The organism is Paraburkholderia phytofirmans OLGA172 (genome assembly GCF_001634365.1).
Classification (GTDB): domain Bacteria; phylum Pseudomonadota; class Gammaproteobacteria; order Burkholderiales; family Burkholderiaceae; genus Paraburkholderia.
Map to the genome: position 1 here is coordinate 355,464 of NZ_CP014578.1, position 24,728 is coordinate 380,191.

At 60.1% G+C, this 24,728-nt stretch carries 27 protein-coding genes and 1 tRNA gene; 12 read left to right on the forward strand and 16 right to left on the reverse strand.

The genetic code is table 11. The features are described 5' to 3' along the window. Positions 1-190 precede the first annotated feature (190 nt). Positions 191-1,126 carry an RNA polymerase sigma factor RpoH gene (rpoH, locus tag AYM40_RS01570; protein WP_063494672.1) on the reverse strand — a complete coding sequence of 312 codons (936 nt, stop codon included), beginning with the start codon at positions 1,124-1,126 and terminating at the stop codon, positions 191-193. A 361-nt stretch (positions 1,127-1,487) separates the two neighbouring features. On the opposite strand from rpoH, the gene AYM40_RS01575 reads away from it, so the two are divergent. Genes AYM40_RS01575 through AYM40_RS43565 form a run of 3 tightly spaced genes read left to right on the forward strand, consistent with a single transcriptional unit; the run spans position 1,488 to position 2,634 of the window. Then, positions 1,488-2,051 carry an acyloxyacyl hydrolase gene (locus AYM40_RS01575; protein ID WP_063494673.1) on the forward strand — a complete coding sequence of 188 codons (564 nt, stop codon included), beginning with the start codon at positions 1,488-1,490 and terminating at the stop codon, positions 2,049-2,051. A gap of 43 nt (positions 2,052-2,094) precedes the next feature. Continuing rightward, positions 2,095-2,478, forward strand: coding sequence for a nuclear transport factor 2 family protein (locus tag AYM40_RS01580; protein ID WP_063494674.1), 384 nt, complete (start codon positions 2,095-2,097; stop codon positions 2,476-2,478). Between the two features lie 48 nt (positions 2,479-2,526). Further along, complete coding sequence (locus AYM40_RS43565; protein WP_158515225.1) at positions 2,527-2,634, forward strand: zf-TFIIB domain-containing protein; 108 nt, start codon at positions 2,527-2,529, stop codon at positions 2,632-2,634. Positions 2,635-2,657: 23 nt separating this feature from the next. On the opposite strand, the gene ybiB is transcribed toward AYM40_RS43565, so the two are convergent. Next, a complete protein-coding gene (gene ybiB / locus AYM40_RS01585) occupies positions 2,658-3,629 on the reverse strand; it encodes a DNA-binding protein YbiB (RefSeq protein WP_063494675.1) in 972 nt (323 codons plus the stop codon). A gap of 308 nt (positions 3,630-3,937) precedes the next feature. On the opposite strand from ybiB, the gene AYM40_RS01590 reads away from it, so the two are divergent. Both AYM40_RS01590 and maiA read left to right on the forward strand, forming a co-directional pair. Then, the gene (locus AYM40_RS01590) at positions 3,938-4,636 is read left to right on the forward strand and encodes a fumarylacetoacetate hydrolase family protein (RefSeq protein ID WP_063497793.1); all 699 of its coding nucleotides are present in this window, start codon (positions 3,938-3,940) and stop codon (positions 4,634-4,636) included. Positions 4,637-4,661: 25 nt separating this feature from the next. After that, positions 4,662-5,306 (forward strand): maleylacetoacetate isomerase, encoded by a 645-nt coding sequence (maiA, locus tag AYM40_RS01595; protein WP_063494676.1) that lies wholly within the window; start codon positions 4,662-4,664, stop codon positions 5,304-5,306. A gap of 85 nt (positions 5,307-5,391) precedes the next feature. Here maiA and ftsY read toward each other — a convergent pair whose 3' ends face one another. After that, complete coding sequence (gene ftsY / locus AYM40_RS01600) at positions 5,392-6,558, reverse strand: signal recognition particle-docking protein FtsY (RefSeq protein ID WP_063494677.1); 1,167 nt, start codon at positions 6,556-6,558, stop codon at positions 5,392-5,394. Between the two features lie 240 nt (positions 6,559-6,798). On the opposite strand from ftsY, the gene rsmD reads away from it, so the two are divergent. From rsmD to AYM40_RS01615, 3 genes are all read left to right on the forward strand, one after another. After that, the gene (gene rsmD / locus AYM40_RS01605) at positions 6,799-7,413 is read left to right on the forward strand and encodes a 16S rRNA (guanine(966)-N(2))-methyltransferase RsmD (RefSeq protein ID WP_063494678.1); all 615 of its coding nucleotides are present in this window, start codon (positions 6,799-6,801) and stop codon (positions 7,411-7,413) included. A gap of 112 nt (positions 7,414-7,525) precedes the next feature. Beyond that, the gene (gene coaD, locus AYM40_RS01610) at positions 7,526-8,041 is read left to right on the forward strand and encodes a pantetheine-phosphate adenylyltransferase (RefSeq protein ID WP_063494679.1); all 516 of its coding nucleotides are present in this window, start codon (positions 7,526-7,528) and stop codon (positions 8,039-8,041) included. 215 nt (positions 8,042-8,256) lie between these two features. Further along, on the forward strand, positions 8,257-9,375 hold the full coding sequence (locus tag AYM40_RS01615) for a porin (RefSeq protein ID WP_063494680.1): 1,119 nt from the start codon (positions 8,257-8,259) through the stop codon (positions 9,373-9,375). Between the two features lie 88 nt (positions 9,376-9,463). Here AYM40_RS01615 and AYM40_RS01620 read toward each other — a convergent pair whose 3' ends face one another. Next, positions 9,464-9,811: a hypothetical protein gene (locus AYM40_RS01620; RefSeq protein ID WP_063494681.1), complete on the reverse strand. Its 348-nt coding sequence runs from the start codon at positions 9,809-9,811 to the stop codon at positions 9,464-9,466. Between the two features lie 108 nt (positions 9,812-9,919). Between AYM40_RS01620 and AYM40_RS01625 the strand changes: the two genes are divergently transcribed. Then, a complete protein-coding gene (locus AYM40_RS01625) occupies positions 9,920-10,549 on the forward strand; it encodes a hypothetical protein (protein ID WP_063494682.1) in 630 nt (209 codons plus the stop codon). Positions 10,550-10,557: 8 nt separating this feature from the next. On the opposite strand, the gene AYM40_RS01630 is transcribed toward AYM40_RS01625, so the two are convergent. From AYM40_RS01630 to AYM40_RS39840, 3 genes are all read right to left on the reverse strand, one after another. Further along, positions 10,558-10,905 carry a hypothetical protein gene (locus AYM40_RS01630; protein ID WP_063494683.1) on the reverse strand — a complete coding sequence of 116 codons (348 nt, stop codon included), beginning with the start codon at positions 10,903-10,905 and terminating at the stop codon, positions 10,558-10,560. Between the two features lie 195 nt (positions 10,906-11,100). Then, on the reverse strand, positions 11,101-12,942 hold the full coding sequence (locus tag AYM40_RS01635; protein ID WP_082854909.1) for a carboxypeptidase-like regulatory domain-containing protein: 1,842 nt from the start codon (positions 12,940-12,942) through the stop codon (positions 11,101-11,103). 433 nt (positions 12,943-13,375) lie between these two features. Then, positions 13,376-13,924 carry a hypothetical protein gene (locus AYM40_RS39840; protein WP_148662077.1) on the reverse strand — a complete coding sequence of 183 codons (549 nt, stop codon included), beginning with the start codon at positions 13,922-13,924 and terminating at the stop codon, positions 13,376-13,378. 524 nt (positions 13,925-14,448) lie between these two features. Here AYM40_RS39840 and AYM40_RS01640 point away from each other — a divergent pair. After that, positions 14,449-14,706: a YfhL family 4Fe-4S dicluster ferredoxin gene (locus tag AYM40_RS01640; protein WP_063494685.1), complete on the forward strand. Its 258-nt coding sequence runs from the start codon at positions 14,449-14,451 to the stop codon at positions 14,704-14,706. A gap of 90 nt (positions 14,707-14,796) precedes the next feature. On the opposite strand, the gene hisC is transcribed toward AYM40_RS01640, so the two are convergent. From hisC to AYM40_RS01680, 8 genes are all read right to left on the reverse strand, one after another. After that, entirely contained in the window at positions 14,797-15,876 is a 1,080-nt protein-coding gene (gene hisC / locus AYM40_RS01645) for a histidinol-phosphate transaminase (protein ID WP_063494686.1), read from the reverse strand. Between the two features lie 61 nt (positions 15,877-15,937). Next, positions 15,938-16,540 carry an aminoacyl-tRNA hydrolase gene (gene pth, locus AYM40_RS01650; RefSeq protein WP_063494687.1) on the reverse strand — a complete coding sequence of 201 codons (603 nt, stop codon included), beginning with the start codon at positions 16,538-16,540 and terminating at the stop codon, positions 15,938-15,940. A 143-nt stretch (positions 16,541-16,683) separates the two neighbouring features. Then, positions 16,684-17,304: a 50S ribosomal protein L25/general stress protein Ctc gene (locus AYM40_RS01655; RefSeq protein ID WP_063494688.1), complete on the reverse strand. Its 621-nt coding sequence runs from the start codon at positions 17,302-17,304 to the stop codon at positions 16,684-16,686. A gap of 164 nt (positions 17,305-17,468) precedes the next feature. After that, the gene (locus AYM40_RS01660; RefSeq protein ID WP_006048037.1) at positions 17,469-18,425 is read right to left on the reverse strand and encodes a ribose-phosphate pyrophosphokinase; all 957 of its coding nucleotides are present in this window, start codon (positions 18,423-18,425) and stop codon (positions 17,469-17,471) included. A gap of 45 nt (positions 18,426-18,470) precedes the next feature. After that, positions 18,471-18,547, reverse strand: a tRNA-Gln gene (locus AYM40_RS01665). Positions 18,548-18,597: 50 nt separating this feature from the next. Then, the gene (gene ispE / locus AYM40_RS01670; RefSeq protein ID WP_063494689.1) at positions 18,598-19,479 is read right to left on the reverse strand and encodes a 4-(cytidine 5'-diphospho)-2-C-methyl-D-erythritol kinase; all 882 of its coding nucleotides are present in this window, start codon (positions 19,477-19,479) and stop codon (positions 18,598-18,600) included. A gap of 65 nt (positions 19,480-19,544) precedes the next feature. Continuing rightward, a complete protein-coding gene (lolB, locus tag AYM40_RS01675; protein WP_063494690.1) occupies positions 19,545-20,177 on the reverse strand; it encodes a lipoprotein insertase outer membrane protein LolB in 633 nt (210 codons plus the stop codon). Continuing rightward, a complete protein-coding gene (locus tag AYM40_RS01680) occupies positions 20,177-22,018 on the reverse strand; it encodes a tetratricopeptide repeat protein (RefSeq protein ID WP_063494691.1) in 1,842 nt (613 codons plus the stop codon). The genes lolB and AYM40_RS01680 overlap by 1 nt, the downstream gene beginning before the upstream one ends. A gap of 87 nt (positions 22,019-22,105) precedes the next feature. On the opposite strand from AYM40_RS01680, the gene mutM reads away from it, so the two are divergent. Both mutM and mutY read left to right on the forward strand, forming a co-directional pair. Next, a complete protein-coding gene (gene mutM / locus AYM40_RS01685) occupies positions 22,106-22,936 on the forward strand; it encodes a bifunctional DNA-formamidopyrimidine glycosylase/DNA-(apurinic or apyrimidinic site) lyase (protein WP_063494692.1) in 831 nt (276 codons plus the stop codon). 7 nt (positions 22,937-22,943) lie between these two features. Next, positions 22,944-24,059: an A/G-specific adenine glycosylase gene (gene mutY, locus AYM40_RS01690; protein WP_181448396.1), complete on the forward strand. Its 1,116-nt coding sequence runs from the start codon at positions 22,944-22,946 to the stop codon at positions 24,057-24,059. Between the two features lie 23 nt (positions 24,060-24,082). On the opposite strand, the gene AYM40_RS01695 is transcribed toward mutY, so the two are convergent. Further along, positions 24,083-24,718, reverse strand: a complete 636-nt coding sequence (locus AYM40_RS01695) for an LON peptidase substrate-binding domain-containing protein (protein WP_063494694.1) — start codon at positions 24,716-24,718, stop codon at positions 24,083-24,085. Positions 24,719-24,728 lie beyond the last annotated feature (10 nt).

Here is a 24,728-nt window from a genome sequence, read left to right on the forward strand (position 1 = left end):
TTTGTGATACGTCAAGAAACGCGTGCTTGGTGGACATGTTCTTGAGTGCGTGCGCGTGTGCATGCGTGTGCGATTGAGCGCATGCATCGTCGAGCGGGCACAAAAAAGCCCTGCCTTCTTGCGAGGGCAGGGCTCTGCAGCCATACAACTGCGCGCCGGACGAGCCGGCACAACTAAAGGGTTTTAAGCCTTAGGCATATTCGGCCAACGCGCCGCGCATTTTCTTCATTGCGCTCGCTTCGATCTGACGAATACGTTCGGCCGACACGCCGAATTCGTCGGCCAGTTCGTGCAGTGTCGAGCCACCCGAACCGTCGTCTTCCACCTTCAGCCAGCGTGCCTCGATGATGCGGCGGCTGCGGGCATCCAGCGCATCCAGCGCACTCGCAATACCGTCGCTTTGCAGCTTGTCGCGCTGACGCGAAGCCAGCACGGCAGTCGGCTCGCTATGCGAGTCGGCGAGGTAGGCGATCGGCGCGTACGACTCTTCGCCGTCTTCGACCTGGCCCTCCAGCGCAATATCGCCGCCGGACAAGCGCGTTTCCATTTCAGCCACTTCTTCACGCTTCACGTTCAACTCCTGGGCGAGACCTTCGATCTCGTCCGGCGTGAATGCGCCCAGCCCCTGCTTGTGGCTGCGCAGGTTGAAGAACAGCTTGCGCTGCGCTTTGGTGGTGGCGACTTTCACCATCCGCCAGTTGCGCAGAATGTATTCGTGGATCTCAGCCTTGATCCAGTGCATGGCGTACGACACGAGCCGTACGTTCTGCTCCGGATCGAAGCGCTTCACGGCCTTCATCAGGCCGATATTGCCTTCCTGGATCAGGTCGGCGTGCGGCAGGCCATAACCGAGGTAATTGCGCGCGATCGAGACGACCAGCCGCAGGTGCGACAGGACGAGGCGGCGCGCGGACCCGAGGTTGTCCTGCTCGCGAAATTCGGTGGCGAACTGGCGTTCTTCTGCCGGCGTCAGCATCGGAATCCGATTTACGGCCTGGATGTAGGCGTCGATATTGCCCAGTTGGCCGGGCAGCAGCGAGGAATGCGAGAGCGCCAGTGCACCTGCCGAAGCGGCCTTAGCCGAAGACGGGCTCAAAGTACTCGGAAGGGTCATTGCATGGCTCACGTAGGAAACTCCTTTGGAATCAGACAAAAGCGTATTCAGTTAACGACTCCAGCGTTGGATGTTAGCACTCTGATTTGCTGAGTGCTAATACTTAGAAGGTGTAGGGGCATCCAAGTTCCGCATTTTCCTATTGAAATTCTGGTTTCGATAGCTATGTATCGAGACTGCGGCCGACAGTGTATGGGCCGTAGAATTTACCTGGCGAAGCGCCGCCGTTCTTATAAGTAGTCAGCATTTTGTAAAATCGAAGTGACTAATTGCGGAAATTTAAGTTTCGTCAGATGATTCATAGGGTCAGGATTGACTTTAGAATAGAAGAACAATGCGAAGGTAATCAACGTTCGACTAGCTCGGGTGTTCGATGAACAACAAAAAAAACGTTCTGCGTGGTCTGGCTCTAAAAGGCGCTTCGGCGGCTATTCTGTTTGGCGCTTCGGGACTGGCCGCAGCTGACCAGTTCGGCGTGCAGATCGCCGGCGGTCTGGGAGATCACCACATTAAAAAGCTCGATCTCGGCCTGGTCTGGGATCCGAATCTGACGTGGTGGCAGATCGGCGACTGGCACTTTTCGCTGATCGGCGAGGCGCACGTGGCCTGGTGGCATACCGACGAAGGGAATGTGCACGAGAACATCGGCGAGATCGGTGTGACGCCGATCATTCGCTTCATCGACGGAGCGGGGGCGATTCGCCCTTACATCGAAGCGGGCGTCGGTATCCGCCTTCTGTCGAGTCCGAGAATCTCCACTGACCTCACGCTCGCGACCGCGTTCCAGTTCGCCCCCATGGCGGGAGTCGGCCTGCAATTCGGCAGTCACCAGCAGTACGAGGCGGGCTACCGCTTCCAGCATATTTCCAATGGCGGTATCAAAGAGCCGAATCCTGGTATAAATTTCCACCAGCTATATTTGCAATATAACTTCTGACGACCGTGGCCACGTTCGGCTCATCGGTGCAAGGGGCTGAGCAATGGCGGCAAAGATAATCGAAGCGATTCGCGGGCTCGAGCGTGAGCGCTTTCGTGCAATGGTCGACGGCGACGGGCAGTCGCTCGATAGGCTGCTCGCGGACAACGTGAGCTATGTCCATACGAACGGCAAGCGTGAAACGAAGCGGCAGTTCATCGACGGCATTACCGCCGGGCGCCGCCGCTATCGGCAGATCGAAGTGCAGTCGCAAGAGGTGCTGCCGGTGGGGCGTGAGACCTGCGTCGTCACCGGGCGCGCGTTGATCGAAATGGAAGCGAACAACGGGGCGCTCCTGTTTCCGATTGCGTACACGGCGATTCATACACAGGAAGACGGGCGATGGCGTCTGATCGCCTGGCAGGCGACGCGTTGCGCGATCGAGTGAGCCTTTTGAGTTCACTCCGTTTCGCTAGTCGCGATCGGTGAGCGCCTTGTGAGCACTCAAGCAGCTACGCGCTGCAGTTCCTCATCGCTCCGCACCGGCCGCTTCGCCGCATCACCGGCACACGGATGCCGCGGATGCACCGGAATCTGGTTGTAGCGCTCGGCCATGCGCCGCGCACGTCACACGGGCGTTTTCGCGACATCCACGATCAATTCCACTTGCCGTTCAATCGCACTCGGCACGGGCGCTTCGCCGCGCAGCACGGCACCGATCCACGCGGCCGTGGTGGCGGCGTCGCGAGCTTCGGGCAAGTCGACTTCAGGCGCGCCGGGCGACGAGCGCTCGTGCGGCACGCGCGTCTCGCAGACGCCATCGTGCAGCCAATCCACTTGCACCTGGCGCCGCGTGTCGGCCACCGCTTCGCCTTCGGTGCCGCGTGCGAGCAAGGCGCCGCCCGCTGCGGCGTCCGGGTGCGTGTTGAACAGCTGCGTGAGACTGTCACGATACGGCGGATGCGTGTAGTTCACGAGCCGCAGCCCCGCGGGCGCGAACGGTTGCAGGATTTTCACGAGCGTATGCGTTGAATTGCGCACGCCCATCCGCCGGCGTAGCGAAAGAAGGTGCGCCAGCTTCGGTGCGAGGACGTCGACCGGCGCGAACGCGAGACGTCGTTCGGCGAGACCGTCTTCGATATCGGCGTGCGATTGCGCGTGCGGGATCTGCAGATGCGTGAAAATTTCGGCGCTCGTCACGCGGCCCGGATCTTCGGTGACGCCATGCACCAGCACCGGCACACCCTCGCGCGCCAGCAGAAGCGCAAGCAGCGGCACCAGGTTGGGCTGTTTGCGCGCGCCGTTATACGTGGGTATCGATACGGGCCGGAACGCCGCGTGCGGCAAATGAATCGGTTCGAACGACGCATGCGCGCCGGCCAGCATGGCGGCGAGTTCGTCGGCGGTTTCGCCTTTCACGCGATACGCGAGCAGCACGGCGCCGAGTTCGAGATCGGCCACGCGGCCGTCGAGCATCGCGGTGTAGAGCACGCGCGTGTCCTCGGCGGTCAGGGCGCGCGCGCCGTTCGGGCCGCGGCCGATTTCCTTGATATAGCGGGCACAGGGGAACGGATTGGCGGTGTCGGCGGAGTCAGTCATCGGGCGCAGTGGGACGGGTGGCGTGCCGCCGTTGGGCGGTCGGTCACGGTATTCAAAGGACGCTATTTGGTGTGAGTATCGCATCTATGGCGATCCGGTGGTCCGGTGGTCCGGTGGTCCGGTGGTCCGGCGATCCGGCGATCCAGTGATCCGGCGATCCGGCGATCCGGCGATCCAGCGCGACGATGCGCCGGGGCCACCGGATCGCGCGCGCCCGTGCCGATCGGCTGCGCCGCGCTTTGCTGCGCGTTACACTCGCTGTTTCATTGCCGCGCGGGCGCGGTTCAATTCAAAAAACGGAGAACGGGATGAGTTACGTATTTGCACCAGCACCGGTAGTCGCGGTGCCGGTCGTGGGGTCCAGCGAGCAGTTCGCGGTGCGTCGCATCTACTGTGTGGGCCGCAACTACGAGGCGCACGCGCGCGAGATGGGGCACGATCCCGACCGCGAACCGCCGTTCTTCTTTACCAAGCCGGCCGACGCCGTGCTGTATGTGGCGCCTGGCGCGACCGGCGAATTCCCGTATCCGCCGCAATCGAAGAACGTCCACTTCGAGATGGAACTGGTGGCGGCGATCAGCAAAGGCGGCAAGAACATTCCGGCCGAAAGCGCGCTCGACCACGTGTACGGCTATGCCCTCGGTCTCGACATGACGCGCCGCGATCTGCAGGCCGAAGCGAAGAAGCTGGGCCGTCCGTGGGATACCGCGAAGGGTTTCGATCACTCGGCGCCGCTCGGCCCGATTCATCCGGTTACGAAGGTCGGCCATGTCGGCAAGGGTGCAATCTGGTTGTCGGTGAACGGCGAGGAAAAACAGCACTCGGACGTGTCGCAACTGATCTGGTCGGTTGCCGAGACGGTCGCCTATCTGTCGACGCTGTTCGAACTGAAACCGGGCGACCTGATTTTCACCGGCACGCCGGAAGGCGTCGGCGCCGTGGTACAGGGCGACCTGATGAAGGGCGGCGTGGACGGGCTCGGCGAGCTCAGCGTACGCGTCGTCTGAAGAGCGGTCGAAGGAGACACACAACATGAAGCTTTACAGCTATTTTCGTAGCTCGTCGTCTTATCGCGTGCGCATTGCGCTGAACTTGAAGAACCTGCCGTACGACTATGTACCGGTGCACCTCGTGCGCGACGGCGGCGAGCAGCTGAAGCCCGAGTACCGCAAGGTGAATCTGGACGGCATCGTGCCCACGTTAGTCGACGGCAACGAACTGATACCGCAGTCGCTCGCGATCATCGAGTATCTGGAGGAAACGCATCCGGAGCCGCCGCTATTGCCCGGGACGCCGGCCGAGCGCGCGTATGTGCGCGCGGTGGCGTTGCAGGTGGCGTGCGAGATTCATCCGCTGAACAACCTGCGCGTGCTGAAGTACCTGAAACACACGCTGTGTGTCGATGACGACGCGAAAGACGCGTGGTACAAGCATTGGGTCGAAGCGGGTTTTACGACGGTCGAGGCGCATCTGGCGGGCGATTCGCGCACCGGCAAGCTGTGCTTCGGCGATACCCCGACGTTAGCCGACGCATGTCTGATTCCGCAAGTGTTCAACGCGCAGCGCTTCAAGGTCGACACGGCGAAGTTTCCGACGATTCAGCGCATCTACGATCACGCGATGCAACTCGATGCGTTCGCTCGCGCGGCGCCCGGGGTTCAGCCCGACGCGGAATGATGCTGTGGTTTGAATGAAAAAAGGGCGCCCGTAAGAGCGCCCTTTTTGATTGTTCCGCGACCGACGTTGTTGAACGCTGTTGTATTCAACCGCCCAGCAAGGCGTCCGAAAACTCTTCCGCGCTGAAAGGTTGCAAGTCTTCCACCTTTTCGCCGACGCCGATGAAGTACACCGGGATCGGACGCTGACGCGCAATCGCCGCGAGAATGCCCCCCTTCGCTGTGCCGTCGAGCTTGGTGACGATCAGACCGGTGAGACCCAGTGCGTCGTCGAAGGCTTTCACTTGCGCGAGGGCATTCTGGCCGGTGTTCGCGTCGATCACCAGCAGCACCTCATGCGGTGCGCCGTCTTGCGCCTTGCCGATCACGCGCTTCACCTTGCGCAGTTCTTCCATCAGGTGCAGCTGGGTCGGCAGACGGCCGGCCGTGTCCGCCATCATCACGTCGATCTTGCGCGCACGCGCGGCGCCAACCGCGTCGAAAATCACGGCGGCCGGGTCGCCGCTTTCCTGCGACACCACCGTTACGTTGTTGCGCTGGCCCCAGATTCCGAGTTGCTCGCGCGCGGCGGCGCGGAAGGTGTCGCCCGCAGCCAGCAGCACCGACTGATCGAAGCTCTGCAGATGCTTGGCGAGCTTGCCGATGCTGGTGGTTTTGCCCGCACCGTTGACGCCCGCGATCATCATGACCAGCGGCTGCGCGCGGCCGAGCATCAGCGATTTTTCCAGCGGCTTGAGCAGGTCGATCAGCAGCGTGCGCAGTGCCGCTTTCACCTGCTGAGGATCGGTGAGGCGCTCGGTGCGCACTTTCTCGCGCAGCGATTCGAGCAGGAACTCGGTGGCTTCGACGCCCGCATCCGACATCAGCAGTGCGGTTTCGAGTTCCTCGTACAAATCCTCGTCGATCTTCGTGCCGATGAAAATGCCGGTCAGGCTCGAACTCGTTTTCGACAGGCCGGTTTTCAGGCGAGTGAGCCACGAGCGCTTGGCGCTCGCGTCCTGCGTAGGCGGCGGGACGATTTCGACGGTTTCGAGCGCGGCTGCTTCGGGTTCGGGCGCACTGATGGACACAGCAGCCGGCTGCGTATCGGCGCCAACCGGAGCAGCCGGCTGCGGCGCTAGCGGCGCGACGGGCGCTGACGGCGGCGCCTCTACGGCGTGTTCGGGCGCCAGAGCTTGCGGCGCGGTCTGCGATTCTTCTGGCGCGTTATCGGACTCTTTCGAACCCTTGAATCGTTTGAAAAAGCTGAACATGATCTGGCGTGGTGAGAGCGCCCGCCGATGCGCGCAGCCGGGGCAAGCCCGTGGGAGCGGCAGGCAGCGTTGCGATGCGGGATGCAAGGCGCTGGAAGCCGCACATTTTATCAGGCGCGCCGCCACCCGTCGTATTGGCCGAACGGCCAGGCTGGACGCCGCGCGCCCCTGTGGTAACGTTGGCCCTCCAGCCCACACGCATCGGCGTCGTGGGCGTCCCTATAACGTATTCGAAACTGCATGCCCCGTTCTGCTCCTTCACGCGCCCATGGCGCTTCGTCCAAAAGCGGCAAGGCGCACGCCATCCGTATCATTGGCGGCGACTGGAAGCGCACGCCGCTGCCCGTGCTTGACCTCGACGGCCTGCGCCCCACGCCCGACCGCGTGCGCGAAACGCTGTTCAACTGGCTCGGCCAACGGCTGGACGGCCAACGCTGCCTCGATCTGTTCGCCGGCAGCGGCGCGCTCGGCTTCGAGGCCGCCTCGCGCGGCGCGGCGCGGGTGTTGATGGTCGAGCGCAGCGCGAAGGCGGCCAGCCAGCTGCGCGCGAACCAGGAACGCCTCTCGGCGCGTACCATCGAAATCGCGGAAGCCGACGGCTTGCGCCTCGCGGCGAGTCTCGCGCCGGGATCGTTCGACGTAGTTTTCCTCGATCCGCCGTTCGGCGACGATCTGCTCGGCAAGGCGCTCGCCCTGGCCGTGCCGCTGCTGAGTCCGGAAGGTTTTCTGTATGTGGAGGCGGGCGTTGCGCTCGAGCTCGAAGGGAACGAGACGCTAGCCGGTTGGGAAATCGTGCGGCAAGGCAAAGCAGGTGCCGTCCACTTTCATTTGCTGCAGCGCGAAAATAAGGAATAATGCGCGTTCCAAAACAAGCATCGGGCGGGTTACCGTCACGCATGCGGTCGGTGCCAAATGCGTCGCGTGGACGCTTTAACGTGCCAATTTGTCTGAAAAGAGGAGAAGTCTCATGGTAGTCGCCGTGTACCCGGGCACGTTCGACCCGCTGACGCGCGGTCACGAAGACCTCGTTCGACGCGCGTCGAGCATTTTCGACACGCTGGTGGTGGGGGTTGCCGACAGCCGCAACAAGAAGCCGTTCTTCACGTTGAAAGAGCGTCTCGACATCGCTCATGAAGTGCTCGGGCACTACCCGAACGTTAAGGTGATGAGCTTCAAAGGGCTATTGAAAGACTTTGTCCGCAGCAATAACGCTCGGGTGATCGTGCGTGGCCTGCGTGCCGTCTCGGATTTCGAATATGAGTTCCAGATGGCCGGAATGAACCGCTATCTGCTGCCGGACGTCGAAACCATGTTCATGACGCCGTCCGATCAGTACCAGTTCATCTCCGGCACCATCGTGCGTGAAATCGCGCAATTGGGCGGCGACGTCAGCAAGTTCGTGTTCCCGTCGGTCGAAAAATGGCTGACGGAGAAGGTTGCTTCGCTGGATCCGAATGAGGGTGCTTCGGCGGGACAACCGTAACTGGCTAAATCGACATGTTGCTGTGCGAGCGTGGGACAGCAGGTCTTGCAACCCATGATTGCATGGTTCGGCGAACCGAGACGTCGCCGTTAAATGCATGAACCCGTCCTTTGTTTCTCGATGGCCTGCCTGGGTTATGATCTCGCGCGCTGCACGCTAGCCGCACCATCGTCCAGCGGCCTGATCAGAAATCGCGGGGATTGCACTTGAGAAACATGGGGATTGCTGCTGCGGTTAGCGGCATTGCATCGGCGTTGGCTTGCCAGGGCGCTTCGGCCCAAAGTTCGGTTACGCTTTACGGCATGACTGATCTTGGCATCCGTTATTTGACAAATGCCGACGCGCAGAACGATAACAAGCTGTTCATGGCTAACGGGGCAGTAATTAACAGCCACGTTGGATTGCGTGGTACGGAAGATCTTGGCGGTGGACTGAAAGCGGTCTTCCAACTGGAAAGCAATGTCAATCCGCAGGACGGCACCCTCAGCGATAGCGGGCGGCTGTTCGGCAGCGAAGCATATGTTGGTCTAGCCAGCCGATACGGTACGCTGACATTCGGTCGCCAGAATACGCCACTGTTTGACAAGCTCGTCAGCACATACGATCCGCTGACTTACGCGAACTACCCTGAAAATTCGTGGTTGCCGTTCGCACTTGGTGCGGGGTTATCCGCCGATAACTCGATCAAGTACGACGGTCAGTTCGGCGGCCTGGAGGTCGGGGCGATTTACTCGTTCGGCAGCAACTACGAGTCGAATGGCGCAGACGGTTTCTCGGGCGAGGTTCCGGGCCACCTTGGTGCAGGCAGCATGTTCGGCTTCATCGCATCGTATGTTACTGGCCCTGTCAGCGTCGCCGCCGGTGTGCAGCAAACGAGCGACAACTCGAACAACAAGCAGACCGTCTACAACGCGGATATTGCCTATGCGTTCAGCAAGGCGAAAATCTATCTTGGTTATCTGCATTCGCAGGACAATACTGGCCTTGTCGATACTCTGCTTGCAGAGCAACCGATTGCCGACATTGGCCAGTTGAAGAAGACCGATCGCATTGACGATGGCCCGTTTGCAGGTGCGGCGTGGCAGGTGAGCGGCCCACTATTGCTGACCTGCGCGTTTTATTACGATCACATGCGCAACGCAGCAACCGCCGATGACGCGCCTGGCACTGGCACCCGCTACACCGTGGTAGCGCTGGCCGAGTATTCACTGTCGAAGCGGACGGAGGTCTATGGCACCGTCGATTTTAATAGGGTGAGCGGCGCGGCGACGGTTGAATTGCCAGGACGCAGCAACCAGACGGGTGTCGCAATTGGTCTGCGCAATTTCTTCTGACTGTGCGTGAATGCGAACGGGGTGGCTCTTGCGGAATCAGGCGCCTCGGAACCCGAACTGTCGGCTCGACCGACAAAGGGAAGGCTGTTCAGGCGCCTTTCGCAGCTTTGGCGAAGGCTTCGGCGAGCTTGTCGAAGTGCCGAAGCGCAGCCGGGGTAAGTTCGATCTGCTTGCGACGCGCGTCCTCGGTATCGCTGAGTATTAGCCAGCCTTTTTCGCGCATCGACGTGATGCGGGCGTGAAGCGTCGCAGGTGAGCCGAGCTCGCTTTGAGCCATCATGTCCCGGACGGAAAGCCGGTCGTTTTTCTGCATCACGCGAGCAACGAATTCGAGGATTTTTTCTTCTAGCGGATCAAGTGCAGGAAGCGAAGGCAGACCACGTAGTGCTTCGGTCAGCTGCAGGAATCGCAGATAGATATCAGCAGGACGTGTCATTGCTTACGCACTGTTGAGAATAGGCTGTTGAAGATAGGCGCTCGCGGGACGGCATGCAGGCGCGTTATGATCCGCTCGATAATAAACATGGAAGGGTAGTTTACCGCAATGTCCAGCTTACGTTTGCATTTCTGGTCGATCACTGGGACTCTGATCGCGTTTTTGGTGTCGCTGTGGATAAACCAGGAGGTGTTCACTCACACGTCTTTCGTTCGAGGCATAAACTGGATTTTCCTGCCGTCCGGTGTTCGGCTTCTCAGTACGTTGCTGGTTGGGTTCGATGGTGCAATCGGCCTGCTGCTTGCCGGTCTGATTACCGATTTTCTTTACTGGTTTCCGCATGACCCGGTGCGCGCCATCGCGGGCGCTTTCCTTGGATCTCTGGCGCCGTATCTGGTCTACCGGTTTGCGCTTGAGTATTACGATCTGCGTGCATCACTGACTAACCTTACCCCGAAGCGGCTTCTTGTTCTGGCTGTCGCCTATTCGATAGCAAATCCGCTGTTCCATCACTTGTGGTTTGCGCTGACCGGTACGACGAAGGACTGGTTCGAGAGCTTCTTCAGCATGTTTGTGGGCGACCTGACGGGCGCGCTGATCATGCTGTATACGATAAAGGGAATTTTGGCGTTGTTGCCGAAACAGCGGAGCAGTTCCCGTATGTCAAACGGCATGTTCAACATTCAACTGGCCTTAAACAGGGCATATAACAATCAGTCAGCACGCCACATCATATAACAGGCAGTCTACTTGCTGCTCATAGCCTTTATGAGGCAGTCAAACAGCATGTCGAAATGATGGAGGGCGACTGGTGCGAGTTTGATCTGTTTGCGGCGGCCATCTTCGGTATCGCTGAGTTGAATCCAGCCCTTTTCGCACACGGAAGTGATGCGGGCGTAAAGCGTAGCGGGTGAACCAGGCTCGCGCTGCGCCATGACGTTCCGCACCGACAAACGTTCGTTGGTGTGTGTTGTGCAGGCAACAAATTCGATAATCCGCACTTCAAGCGGATCGAGCGCAGGCAGTGACGAACCATCACGCAGCGCATCCTTCAGTTGAAGGATGCGCGCGAAGTAGTCAGCAAAACGTATCATTGGCTACTCGCTGTAGAGGACCAGCGTTCATGTAACGGCGGGCGCACGTGCCACGTGATATGCGCCCTGAACGGATTGCCGCACAGCACAAGGTTTGCAGACGAGAGGAAGTCGAAGAGTGACTACATGAGTCACTCTTCTGGGCTGCTGCTTGAACAGCTTACTGGAAAGAGCCAATTCCGATGTTCAGGTGGATCACTCCGAGTATCCCCAGTAAGCGTCAAGGGAGATTTGCCCGTAATTCGAGGATAGGTCGAGGTTCCGCGTGATGCCAGAGGCAAATGCAGCGAACGAGCAGGCAGACGGGCATGTCTGGGTGCCTGCCTGATTGACGCCGGCAGTTACGGATGTGGAATAAGTGCCGGACGCATTCACGCTTGCCGGGCCTTGCCCAACGCCAACGATGTTGTCAGTGGCGGCTGAGCCTTGTGTTGTTATTTCAGGAAACGTCACAAGCGGAGCAATGTTAGCCCCGTTGACAAGGTTCGACCATGAAACATTAACCGTTTGCTGGGCAGCCGCCTGTGGCCCGTTGGGGTTGAGAAATGCATGTATCGTGTCACCCGAAAGCGTTTGCCACGGAATGTTGGCGCCGTTGGTTGCGGCGATGTTTGGCGTAGGATTGACGACGCTTGTCTGTCCGATCTGTGTGCCGGATGCGTCATAAAAAGTGACGGTATACGTCGCGTACTCGGGCACCGTCGAAACATCAATAGGCTGTGGCGCATACTTTTGCCCAAGGTTATTGGAACTTGGGACGAAAGTGCCGGTGACACCGGGCAAGGTCTGCCATGACCAGCGGTAGCCCCACGCTTGTGTGTTGGAGGTCCGGCCGCCAGTCGGTACGCTGGTTTGAGGCGCACGGGCAATCGACATGAGACTTGACCCGGCTTGTGCGGGGAGCACGTAATAAATTGTGCCGGTGATTCCAGGACCAGTTACCGACGCCGACGCGAGATTTGCCGGGTTAGGCGTGCCTGCCGCGCCGAGTGGGATCGCAATGTCGATGCCGGACTCCCAGCGCGATACGTTCGAAGGCCAGGTATCGTTGTCGAGTGTCTGTCGTCGCTGGATAAACGACTGGATATGGACGTTGTACTGCTGCTGGTTGCCGATGATGTCCCAGCCATTTGCCGTCTGCTGCGCAACCGTGTACTCGAATCCCGATGCCCCGCCCGACGTTGTATAGGGAAGAGCGATTAGCACTTGCTTACCAGAAGTACCAGGCATGAATTCCAGGATTTTAGCTACGCCGAGGCTGACGCCGGATGCTGCAAGAGATGGATGCGCTTGCGTGAAGCTGGTAAATCCATTGTCTTTATAGCTCGCGTCGATTGCTTGCGAGCACGAACCCGAAGAGCCACCAAGACATTCAGTCAGAGCAGTCATCAACGGTGCGAGGAATGCGCCTGTCGCGGGAGGTGCGGGAAGCGATGAAGATGCTGTCGCGCCAGAATTTAATGCCAGGTTCGCAGATGAGTTTGGATTAGCGGTGGAGATCAGTTGGAAGCCACCAGCGGATCCTGTTGCCGGAATGACCTGTACGGCATCGAGCGCAGCATCCGCGCCCGTCTGGTTTGCGGTGAATGGCGTGGCGATTGGATCGAAGCTCTTTGGATCGAGATTGTTAGCACTAAGAATATTTGCGGTCGCATTGCTGAGCGTCTGCACTGCTTTGCTGACTGCCGCAAGGGTGACAAGGGAGGACAGGTTCTGGCTGTTCGCGAGGTCAAGCGGATTGCCGCTTTGTGTCACCAGAGCGGCGGCAGCGGTCGTCAAACTTGTGACGTTCGCGATGACCGGCGCGGATGAGTTAGCAGGTATGGCTGGGACCACGGAAGCGAGCGGGGGTGCGATGCCGCTTGGATCCGTAGCGAATACTGCGAACGGCGTAGTGAGCCCGGTCAGTGGCACCTGATAATTGCCTTTAGCGTCCGCCGTGACCGTTACGCTTTTGCCTGTCGAATCTACGATTTGAACGTTGGCTCCGCTGACGGGTGCGCCAGTTGCGACGGTCCCACTCAATGTCGTCGGCATAGCGGGTCTGGTCGAACTGCTGCTTGGAGTGCTTGATCCGCCGCCGCCGCCGCAGGCAGTGAGAGTTGCCGCAACTGCTGCGCAAAGCGTAAGCTTTGCTGTCAAATGTTTGGGAGGAGACGTATTGATCGTTAGAAATCCAGAAAACATGGATGATCCTTGAATTTACTGTTATAAAAATAAGATCGATTTAAGCGGTGTGACCACGTACGCCGAGCTGGCGATCACCTACTCCCTGCTTGCCCCTCCAGCAAATACTGCAACAGGGCTGCTGTATCGTTATATAAAATATAGCGATGTGGGCGCATAACCTATGCTTCGCGTTAACGGCGAGTCACTGCTGGACTTTATGGGCTATAGAGAAAATTTAGGACGGGCGGCAGCACGTGGCTCAGTCCCACGGGTCTAGTGCAGTCTCGCCCTTTCCGGACAGTTATGCAGTCAGGCGCTCATACAGAAGGTGCCAATCGACCGCGAGAAGCGGTATCGTTTTGTCGTTGCGTGACCAATACGCGAAGAAGCGCGTCCAGCCTTCAAGGAAGATACCTTTGCCGGGGCTAAGCAAACAAGGTTGCCTTGCAACCAAGGGCACGCACATTGGCGGAAATTGCACGGCGAGAACTTCAAGTGGTGTCGAACTGATGTCCTGTAAGTTTTCGCTGTTTGTGCCAGCTGACAGGTAGCCTTCTATTGCCTCCGCCACACGAGTCGTAGCGAGTTCGACGTAAGCGACGCGAACTTCGTTAAGAGTGGCCACTGTAAGGGTTGGTGAGCCCGCTCCCGTGGCTGTGCGCTTTAGTACCGAAAGCTTCGCCCAATGAGGTAGCGCTCGAAAGTTGGTCTCCCCGCCTTGCAGCGCGTCTTCGAACGTTGGATAGCACGCCAGCCATGAGGGTGAAACGCAGCCGACCGGTCGAGATTCTTTGACTGTTCCATCAACCGTGACGGCGCGTTTCTGTTGCTGCAGTTCTCTCAGGTTCATTGTTATAAAAACTATAACTATAAGACGGCGGGTTGGCAAGTGGTGTCGCGTAAGGCGACGGCTACTTCAAGGTTTTCGGTCACGTCAGGACGAACTTTAGGGTGCCGTGTAAGTTTTTTGGGGCCGGCACTTTTTGCCGCTCGGCCATAGGTGAAGATTGAAGTTCCGAGACCTGGATATGTCGGCCAACCGACAACCTGAGCTGAAACGACGTTCGCTGCTCGTTGCCAGAGGCTGGATCATTTCAATCTCAGGTGAACGGAGGTCGGGTCGATCACGCTAATTTCCGGCACCATCGAAATCGCGTCATTCGGGCACTCCGGCTCGCATACGTCGCAATTATGTGAAAACGTCGTGCTGGTCATGGCCTAGCGTGCGATCTGGACTTTGCGCGCTGCACAATTTGCAACACCTGTGCAACTCAGCCGCAACCCGCAAGCATGAATTTCGGGGGATTTTGCACGACCGTGCGGAAGGCTGAGAAGCTATAATGTATTGTTTTTCCTAGGAAAGTTGGTGGCAGCATGGCCTTGATGATTACCGACGAATGCATCAATTGCGACGTGTGCGAGCCCGAGTGCCCGAACGACGCGATTTCGATGGGCCCGGAAATCTACGTGATCGACCCGAAGAAATGCACCGAGTGTGTCGGTCATTTCGACGAACCTCAGTGTATTCAGGTGTGCCCGGTAGAGTGCATTCCGCGCGACCCTGAGCATCTGGAGACGGCGGAAGGTCTATTGGCGAAGTACCACGCGCTGCAGGCGGCGAAAAGCGCGTGAGAGTTGAATGATGGTTGAACGGCGCGGTGTCTGCCTCGCCGTTTTCTTTTGCCGCAACGCTTCGTGTTGCGCGCGAAGTTATCCCGATCGCTACCCGACGTAAGCGCTGAAAATGTCGCGCAGCGCATTCAGCAGAATGTCGCATTCGGCGTCGGTGCCGACCGAGATTCGCAGATGCTGGTCGATTCGCGCCGCCTTGAAGTGGCGCACGAAGATTTCCTTTTCCCTTAGCCGTGCCACGAGCGTCGCTGCGTCGTAGCCTTCGTGGCGCGCGAACAGCAGATTCGCCGCCGAAGGCACGACCTCGAAGCCCAATGCTGTCAAGCCTGCCGCCAACCGCTCACGGCTAGCAATCACCTTGGCGCAGTTGTTGCGGAACCACGCATCGTCCTCGTATGCAGCGACGGCCGCGACTTGCGCCAGACGGTCGAGCGGATACGAGTTGAAGCTGTCTTTCACGCGGTTCAGTGCGTCGATCAGTTCCGGATTGCCGAACGCGAAGCCGACGCGCATGCCGGCCAGCGAACGCGACTTCGATACCGTTTGGATCACCAGCAGGTTGGGATAGCGGTCGATCAGCGCGATGGCCGATTCGGCGCCGAAATCGACATAGGCCTCATCGATTACCACCGCCGATTCGGTGTTTCTCGTCACCAGACGCTCGATATCGGCGAGCGGCAGCGGTCGTCCAGTCGGCGCGTTCGGGTTCGGGAACAGTATGCCGCCGTTAGGCGCCGTGTAGTCGTCGACATTGATCGCGAAGCTGTCGTCGAGTGCAATGGTCCGATAGTCGACTTCAAAGAGCCGCGCGTAGGTCGGGTAGAAGCTGTAGGTGATATCCGGAAACAGCAACGGCTTGTCGTGCTTCAGCAAGGCCTGAAAGGTGAGCGCGAGAACTTCGTCCGAGCCGTTGCCTGCGAACACCTGTTCAGGGCGGATGCCGTGGTACGCGGCTACCGTTTCGCGCAACTTGCGCGCTGTCGGGTCGGGATAGCGCCGCAGTGACTCGCCCATGTCGCCCAGTTCCTGGCGGATCGCGTCAAGTACGCGCGGCGACGGGGGATAAGGATTCTCGTTGGTGTTCAGCTTCACCGGATGCGCAACCACGGGCTGCTCGCCCGGCACATACGGCGTCAGACGGTGAACGATGTCACTCCAGTAGCGGCTCAAGCGATTCTCCTGTTGATGGCGATACGGCGATACGGCGATACGGGCCCTAGCAAGCCGTCGCTCAGGGATTGCGATGCAGTTGCATCATCGCCCGCTCGAGCTCGCCTTTGATAATTTGCGGCATCACGGCCAACGCGCGTTCGATCGACGCGTCGATCAGATCCTGTTCTTCCCGCCGCGGCGGCTTCAGCACGTAATTGGCGACGTCCGGCTTGGCGCCGGCTCGCGCGCTTTCGGGAATCAGGTCGCGCGGATGACCGATGCCGACCCGCAGCCGCCAATACTGTTGCGAGGACAGATGCGCGGTGATGTCCTTCAGCCCGTTATGGCCGCCGCTGCCGCCACCGAGCTTCAGCTTGACGCTGCCGGGCGGCATATCGAGTTCGTCGTGCGCGACCAGAATTTCGTCCGGAAGAATCTTGAAGAACTGCGCGACCGCCACGACCGACTGCCCAGAGCGGTTCATATACGTCTGCGGTTCCAACAGATGCACTTCTTCGCCGTGAAGCCGGGCCTTCGCGTAGAAACCGTGGAAGCGCCGCTCGTCGCGCAGCGTCGTGCCTGCTTCGCGCGCCAGTTGATCGACCAGCCAGAAGCCGGCATTGTGGCGCGTCGCGGTGTATTCGGCGCCCGGATTGCCGAGCCCGACGATCAGCTTGATCATGATTGCGTAGGTCCATCTGGCCCGGGCGCCGAATGCGGCCAAGCCGAAAAAAAACCGAAAAAAAACCCGCCGGGGCGAACCTCGGCGGGTCACATCGACCGTTTCATTGAAACGGCTCGAGAGGATTGTTCGCTCAGTGCAGCTTAAGCAGCCGGCTTTTCGCCTTCGCCTGCAGCAGCAGCGTCGCCTTCAGCGATTGCGCCAGCCGGGATCGTTGCCAATGCGACGACCGGGTTTTCTGCTTCGACGTGAGCAACCAGTGCCACGCCTGCCGGCAGCGCGATGTCCTTAGCGTGCAGCGAGTGGCCAGCTTCGATCTTCACCAGGTCGACTTCGAGGAATTCCGGCAGTGCCGACGGCAGGCACTCGATTTCGATTTCGTTGAGGACGTGCGAGATCACCGCGCCCGACAGCTTCACTGCCGGGTTGGTTTCCTGGTTCATGAAGTGCAGCGGCACCTTGGTGTGCAACTTCTTCTTCGCGTCGACACGTTGGAAGTCCACGTGCAGCACGAGCTGACGGAACGGGTGGTATTGCACGTCGCGCAGCAGAACCTGTTGCGACTTACCTGCCACTTCCAGTTCGAGGATCGACGAGTGGAAAACTTCTTTCTTCAGCGCGTGCCAGAGTGCGTTGTGGTCCAGTTCGACCAATTGCGTTTCAGCACCAGCGCCATATACGATGCCCGGGGTCTTACCCGAGATACGCAGGCGGCGGCTCGCACCCGTACCTTGCAAGGAACGCTCGAAAGCGACTACTTTCATATTGAATCTCCAATGCACTGCCCGCGACCAGGCAGTAAAAACGGGGCCTCCAAGCCATTACGGCTGAGGCCCCAGAGCGATGGCACGAACCTTCGTTCGTTCATGCCAATTGTGCAAAAGCGCAGTGCGCGGTACTGCAATACGCGCTGCGCCTTCGCAAATACTTAACTTTCAGCGAACAGCGACATCACCGAATCGCCGCGGCGAATCCGCGAGAACGTTTCGGCGAGCAGGCCGGCGCTGGTCAGCGAACGGATCTTGGCGCACGAGCGGGCTTCTTCGCCGAGCGGAATCGTATCGGTGACAACGAGTTCGTCGAGTGCCGAAGCTGCAATACGCTCGCCCGCACCGCCCGACAAAACCGGGTGGGTGGCGTAAGCGAACACCTGCTTCGCACCGCGTTCCTTCAAAACCTGAGCCGCCTTGCAAAGCGTGCCTGCGGTGTCGACCATGTCGTCCATGATCACGCAGGTGCGGCCTTCGACTTCACCGATGATGTTCATCACTTCGGCAACGTTCGCCTTCGGGCGGCGTTTGTCGATGATCGCGAGATCGCAATTCAGTTGCTTGGCCAATGCACGGGCACGCACCACGCCGCCGACGTCCGGCGAAACGACCAGCAGGTTCTCGTAGTTCTGCTTGCGCAGATCGCCGAGCAGCACGGGCGTAGCGTAGATATTGTCGACCGGGATGTCGAAGAAGCCTTGAATCTGGTCGGCGTGCAGATCCATCGTAATGATCCGCTCGACACCGGCGATTTCCAGCATGTTCGCCACGATCTTCGCCGAGATGGCGACGCGCGCCGAACGCGGGCGTCGATCTTGACGGGCATAGCCAAAGTAGGGGATGGCTGCGGTGATCCGACCGGCTGATGCGCGCTTGAGCGCATCGACCATGATCATCAGTTCCATTAGATTGTCGTTCGCCGGTGCGCACGTGGATTGCAGGACGAAGACATCCTTGCCACGCACGTTTTCCTGAATCTCGACTTGGATTTCACCGTCCGAGAAACGGCTGACCATTGCTTTGCCGAGGGGAATACCGAGGATTTTGACGACTTCCTGTGCAAGCGCGGGATTTGCGTTGCCAGTAAAAACCATCAGGCCGTCATGGCTGCTCATCATGCACCTACTTCAGGCTGGGGGCGAGGGAAATGCGAGAATTTTTGGCAGGGGAGGAAGGAGTCGAACCTTCGAATGCCGGAATCAAAATCCGGTGCCTTAACCAACTTGGCGACTCCCCTACACTAACTTTGAGCTTCACCGAACGAGGGAACGTTCGACGAGGCAAAACTTATGACGCGAAAGCAAAGAGTGGATGCTGATCGAGACTTGCAGTCACCGCGCTGTTCCATTCGCCCGGCAGTTTGGCTTGCGCCGCTTCTGCTTCAGCTTTACTACGAAACGCTGCAAATACACTTGCACCTGATCCAGACATCCGCGCGGGTGCGATGGTTTCAAACCACCGCAGCACTTGCGCTACTTCCGCGTATTTTCCCACGACAACCTGCTGCATGTCATTCCGGCCGAAACTTTCTGGCCATTCAGTGTTGCAGCTAAGTTCTGCAGGAAAGTCCGTAATTATGAGGGGTTTCGAATCTCTTGTCAACGCTTTTTCGGAGAAAATCGCTGCAGTCGGAACGTGAACCCTCGGCGTAACTACTAGGAAATGACGCGGCGGCAATTGTACAACGTCCAAAGCTTCTCCGACACCCTGTGCGAACGCATTTTTTCCAAAAATAAAAAATGGCACGTCCGCACCGAGTTTCAACGCCAGCGCCTGCAACTCCAGTCGCGGCAAATCGAGTTTCCAGAGACGGTTCAGCGCGAGCAGCGTGGTGGCCGCATCGGAGCTGCCGCCGCCGAGACCCGCGCCCATCGGCAGGCGCTTTTCGATTTCGATATCGACACCCTCGGGAGAGCCCGCATGCGCCTTCAGGAGTTTTGCTGCGCGCACGGTGAGGTCGTGTTCCGGCGGCACGTCGGCGATTTCGGTGCTGCGCGTGATGAGGCCGTCGTCGCGCCGCTTGAAGTGCAGGGTGTCGCCCCAGTCGAGCAACTGGAAGACGGTTTGCAGCGTGTGATAGCCATCCGGCCGGCGGCCGGTGATGTGCAGGAAGAGGTTGAGTTTCGCTGGCGCGAGGCAATCGCGTAGCGAATCGGTCGTTTCAATCATGAGTCAGGGCTACATGCGCCATAGCGGCGCGCAAGAGGCGGCAAGGGTTACGCGAACAGGCGCGACTATTGATCCAGCACGAGCTTGATGTCGAGCGGCGGTTCCGAGCGGCTCAGGTTCAAGCGCTTCACGCCGGTGGCCGGCGCGTCGGCATACGCCAGGTAATCGATCGTCCAGCCGTCCTGCGTGATCTGTTTCAGGCGCGACGGCTGCTCCGGATCATTCTCGGTCCTGGCGCGTGACGTCGGCGCCGGCGAAGGCTGCAGCCAGTAGCGCAGCCCTTCGACCGGGAGCGCGAAGCCGAGCGCGTTCTGCATCAGCGTGGAGACGTTGTCGGCGGTGAGCGGTTGACGGTTCGGCAGCTCGAGCGTGGCAGACGCCGGCGACGAAGTTACGATCGCCAGTGTCTGGCCGAGCGGATTGCGCAATTGCAGGGTGACCGTGTCACCCGTTTCCTGCCAGGTGAAGTTGCCATAGGCATTGCGCTGCTGGCCGTTCTGATCGTTGTACTGGACTGCGAAACGGCCTTGATAAGCGCGCGTGGTCTGCGCCGTGACGGATGTCGCCGCATTCGACGTGGACGGCCCCAGCGGCTTCACCGATGCACAACCGGCCAATGCGACAACCGCTGCCGCTACGAATCCGAGCGCCGCGCCACGCGGCGCCCGGGGATAGGAGATCAAGCGGGAAAGACGCATCAAAGATCGTTCACCTGAAGACGTTGCAGCGTTTTGACCAGCGTGTCGTTGTCCGGTTCGAGCTTGCGCGCGTCGCGGAAAGCGGCGCGAGCCTGATCCTGCGCGCCGGTTTTCCACAACACTTCGCCGAGGTGCGCGCCGATTTCGGCGTTCGGCTGGAGCTCGTAAGCTTTGCGCAACAGCTTGATTGCGTCCGACGTATCGCCCATCCGGTACTTGACCCAGCCGACGCTGTCCATGATGAAGGCGTCGTTCGGCGCCAGCGACGAGGCCTTCTCGACCAGCTTATCCGCTTCCGACAGGCGCTGATTGCGATCGGCCAGCGAATAGCCCAGCGCGTTGTACGCCTGCGGGTTGTCTGGTTGCGTCTGGATCAGCTTGCGCAGTTGCGCTTCCATGACATCGTAGTGGCCGGTTTTTTCGGCGGCCATGGCGTAGTCGTAGGTGAGATCGGGATCGTCAGGGAAGTCGGCCGTTGCTTGTTGCAGGCGAGTTTCTGCCTCCGGGTAGCGCTTCGCGTCGAACAGGATGGCCGCGTCAGTACGTGCAATCAGCGCCTGGTCGCGCGGATCGGGGGCCGGAAGGCCGGCCAGCAGTTTGCGCGCGTCTTCAGTCTTGCCCTGCTTGGCGAGTAATTGGGCGCGCGTAATCTGCGCCGGCACGAATTGCTGGCTCGACGGGGAAATCTTGTTGAGCCAGTCGCTCGCCGCCGCTTCGTTCTTCTGTTCGAGCGACAGTTGCGCAAGATAGATATACGCCTGGCCCGGATCGGCACCCGGTGTTTTTTCAGCCTGCTGCGCGTACTGTCTCAGGTAGGTCTGCGCGTCGTTGAAATTCTTCTGCTGGATCTTGATCAGCGCGAGCGCCATCATTGGCGTGAGGTCGGCCGCGTTGTTCTTGTGCATGATCTCGAACTGCTTCTGCGCGTCGTCCAGACGGTCGCTCGCGAGATACATCTGCGCGAGCGCGAGACGTGCGTCATGCGATTTCGGATTCTGCTGCACATACCTTTCGAGCGACGCGATCCCTTCCTTACGCTCCTCCGGGCCCATCTGCGACAGTGTCAGCGCAGCCGGCAAATAGTCCGGCTTGAGCGTGAGCGCCTGTTCGAGCGACTTGCGCGCGCCCGGCGCGTCGTCGGAAACGAGTTGCTGGCGTGCGATGGCCAGTTGCGCCTCCGGCCGGTTCAGGTCGTTTTTCAGCAAGTCTTGCAGTACATGCAAGCCGCCGATCCGGTTCGGACCGCGCGAGAGCAGCAGTTGCAACGCCAGAATCGCGCTGCCGCGATTGTCGGCGGGAACCTTCGCGAGTTCACCGGCGAGGATCGGCGCGGCGTCATCAGGCTTGCCGGACAACACGAGTAGTGACGCGTCGAGTTGCGCGGCGCGTTCCGAATTCGGCGCATACTGCTGCCACAATTGCGCGGCGGCCAAAGCGTCCGACGGGCTTTGCGCGGCCAGCGCGATTTCCGTGGCGCGCTGCGCCATGCGCGGATCGTGCGTATCGCGCGCGAGCGCGAGGTAGGTCTGGTAGGCGGGTGCGGGCTGGTCGCGTTGCAGCGCGACTTCAGCGGCGAGCACCTGGAATACGATCTGGCTGGACAGCGGCACGCTCGGCAGAGACTTCTGGTCTTCTGCCGTCGCCGGGCCGAGCGGGTCCGGCAGGGTGACGGACGTGTCATCCGAGTCTGGCGAAGGATCCTGCGCGTGCGCGGGCACGGCCGCCAGCGCCCAGACGGCGAGCGCGGCAGCGCCGAGCATACGTCGAGCGGACACGGCGTGCGGCGCGCAGGATGCGCTAGCCGGGCGCTTCGAAAACAGCTTCACGAAGGACAGGTTCATGGAAATCCGTTCAATGTTTCGGACGATTGTAACGCGCTCGCTACAATAAGCGCACAACCACTCACGCAAGTTGCAGACCAGTTAGACATGCCAGAGTTGCCAGAAGTTGAGGTTACCCGAAGGGGAATCGAACCGTATGTGTCCGGGCGCAAGGTTGAACGCGTCGATGTGCGTACGCCCGCATTGCGTTGGCCGATTCCGGCAGACCTTGCGAAAACCTTGCGTGGCAGCGTGGTGCGCAAGGTCGAGCGGCGCGGCAAGTATCTTCTGTTCGAAATCGACGCCGGCTGGTTCATTGTGCATCTGGGCATGACCGGCACGCTGCGTGTGCTGCGCCATGTGCCGCATCCGCCCGCCGCGGCGAAACACGATCACGTCGACTGGATTTTCGACGAATTCATTTTGCGCTATCGCGACCCGAGGCGCTTCGGCGCGGTGCTGTGGCACCCGCGCGAAGCCGGCGACGTTCTCGAACATCCGCTGCTCGCGGGTCTTGGTGTCGAACCGTTTTCGCCGGTGTTTTCCGGCGCGTTGATGCACCGGCTCACACGTGGGCGCAAGGTGTCGGTGAAGCAGGCGTTGCTGGCAGGGGAGATCGTGGTCGGCGTGGGTAATATCTACGCATCCGAAAGCCTCTTCCGCGCCGGTATCCGGCCCACCACCGCAGCGGGCCGCGTGTCGCTCGTGCGCTACGAGCTGCTGGCGGACGCGGTGCGCGTCACGCTCGCCGCAGCGATCGAGAAGGGCGGCAGCACGCTGCGCGATTTCGTCGGCAGCGATGGCGAAAGCGGTTACTTCCAGCTCGACTATTTCGTCTATGATCGCGCGGGGCTGCCATGCCGCGTATGTGGAACGCCGATCAAACAGATCGTGCAGGGGCAGCGTTCTACGTATTTCTGTCCCACCTGCCAGCGCTAAATTTTCAATGCCATCTCGTTTAAGTCCGTCCGCCCCGTCCGCTGCGCCTACTTTTCCGGTTATGTCTGATTTTTCCGCGCGGCTGATTGCATGGCAGCGCCAGCATGGCCGTCATGACCTGCCATGGCAGAACACGCGCGATCCATACCGTATCTGGCTGTCTGAAATCATGCTGCAGCAGACCCAGGTATCGACGGTGATTCCGTACTACGCAAGGTTCCTTGCGCGTTGTCCGGATGTCGCCTCGCTCGCCGCCGCGCCGGCAGACGACGTGATGGCGTTGTGGGCCGGCCTTGGCTATTACTCGCGTGCGCGCAATCTGCATCGCTGCGCGCAGGTGGTCGTCGAGCAGCATGGCGGTGCGTTTCCTGCATCGGCCGACGAACTCGCTGAATTGCCGGGCATCGGCCGCTCGACGGCGGCGGCGATCGCCTCTTTCGCATTCGGCGCACGCGCGACGATTCTCGACGGCAACGTGAAGCGCGTGTTGGCGCGCGTATTCGGTGTCGAAGGCTTTCCGGGTGAAAAGAAAGTCGAGAATGCGATGTGGACGCTGGCGGAATCGCTGTTGCCGTCCAACGCATCGAACGACGATGTCAGTGCGTACACGCAAGGCTTGATGGACCTCGGCGCAACGTTGTGTGTGCGCGGTAAGCCGGACTGCCTGCGCTGCCCGTTCGCCGCCGACTGCGTGGCCAACGTGACCGGACGTCAGCGTGAACTACCCACGGCACGACCGAAGAAAGCTGTGCCGACGCGCCGCACGTGGATGCTGGTGCTACGCGACGGTAACGCCGTGATGCTGGAAAAGCGTCCGCCGTCAGGCATCTGGGGCGGCTTGTGGAGCCTGCCCGAAGCCGCCGACGAAGCCGAGCTCGCCGAGCGTGCGCGCGCCTTCGGTGGCGACGGAGCGGTCGCGCCACTCGCGCCGCTTACGCACGTCTTCACGCATTTCAAGCTGAATATCGAGCCGCGGCTCGCTGAACTGGATCGCGGTGTGGGCGCATTGGCTGTGCTTAACGACGCGGACACCGCATGGGTCGCGTTAAGCGATCTCGACTCGTTTGGTGTGCCCGCGCCGGTGCGCAAACTGCTGGATGGCTTGCAGGGCTCGTTGATCTAAGCAATCCGCTAAAGCGCGGGCACTTAAAGCAACTGATGCTGCTGCATATAGTGATGAACCACGTCGATTCGCGCGCCGGCGTCCTGCAATTCCATTAGCTTTTGTCTCGCGCGAAGGGCGACCGGCAACACTTCCGCGAGCCGGTTCGATACCCACGACGGATCTTCCAGCCTGAACGGCTCCGCGAACGGCAAGCTTTCCGGATCGCGTTCGCGGATCGTTGCGATGATCCGTTCGAGCACTTCCGCGCACGCGCCGAATTTGGCCAGTTGCTCATTGCCCTCGAGCGGGATGTCTTCTCCGAGCGGCTCCGCCATGCCGACCAGCAAGCCGCTCGTCTCCACGCGATGCGACAGCAGGCGAAATCGCCGCGTGCCGCGCGCCCGAATCAGCAGCATGCCGAAGGCTTCGACATCGCACTCTTCGATTTCGGCGAGACAGCCAATGGCTTCAGGCACCGAAGGCTCTTCGGCGCGCGCCACTTCGGCGCCGCTTTTCAGCAGACACACGCCGAACGGCGTTTTGTCACGCAGACAGTCGCGCGCCATATCGAGGTAGCGCGCCTCGAAGATTTTCAGGGGCAGCAGCCCGTCAGGGAACAGCACCGTATGCAGCGGAAACAGCGGCACATCGGCAAGCACAGTAGACGTAGAAGGCATGGCGCAACGC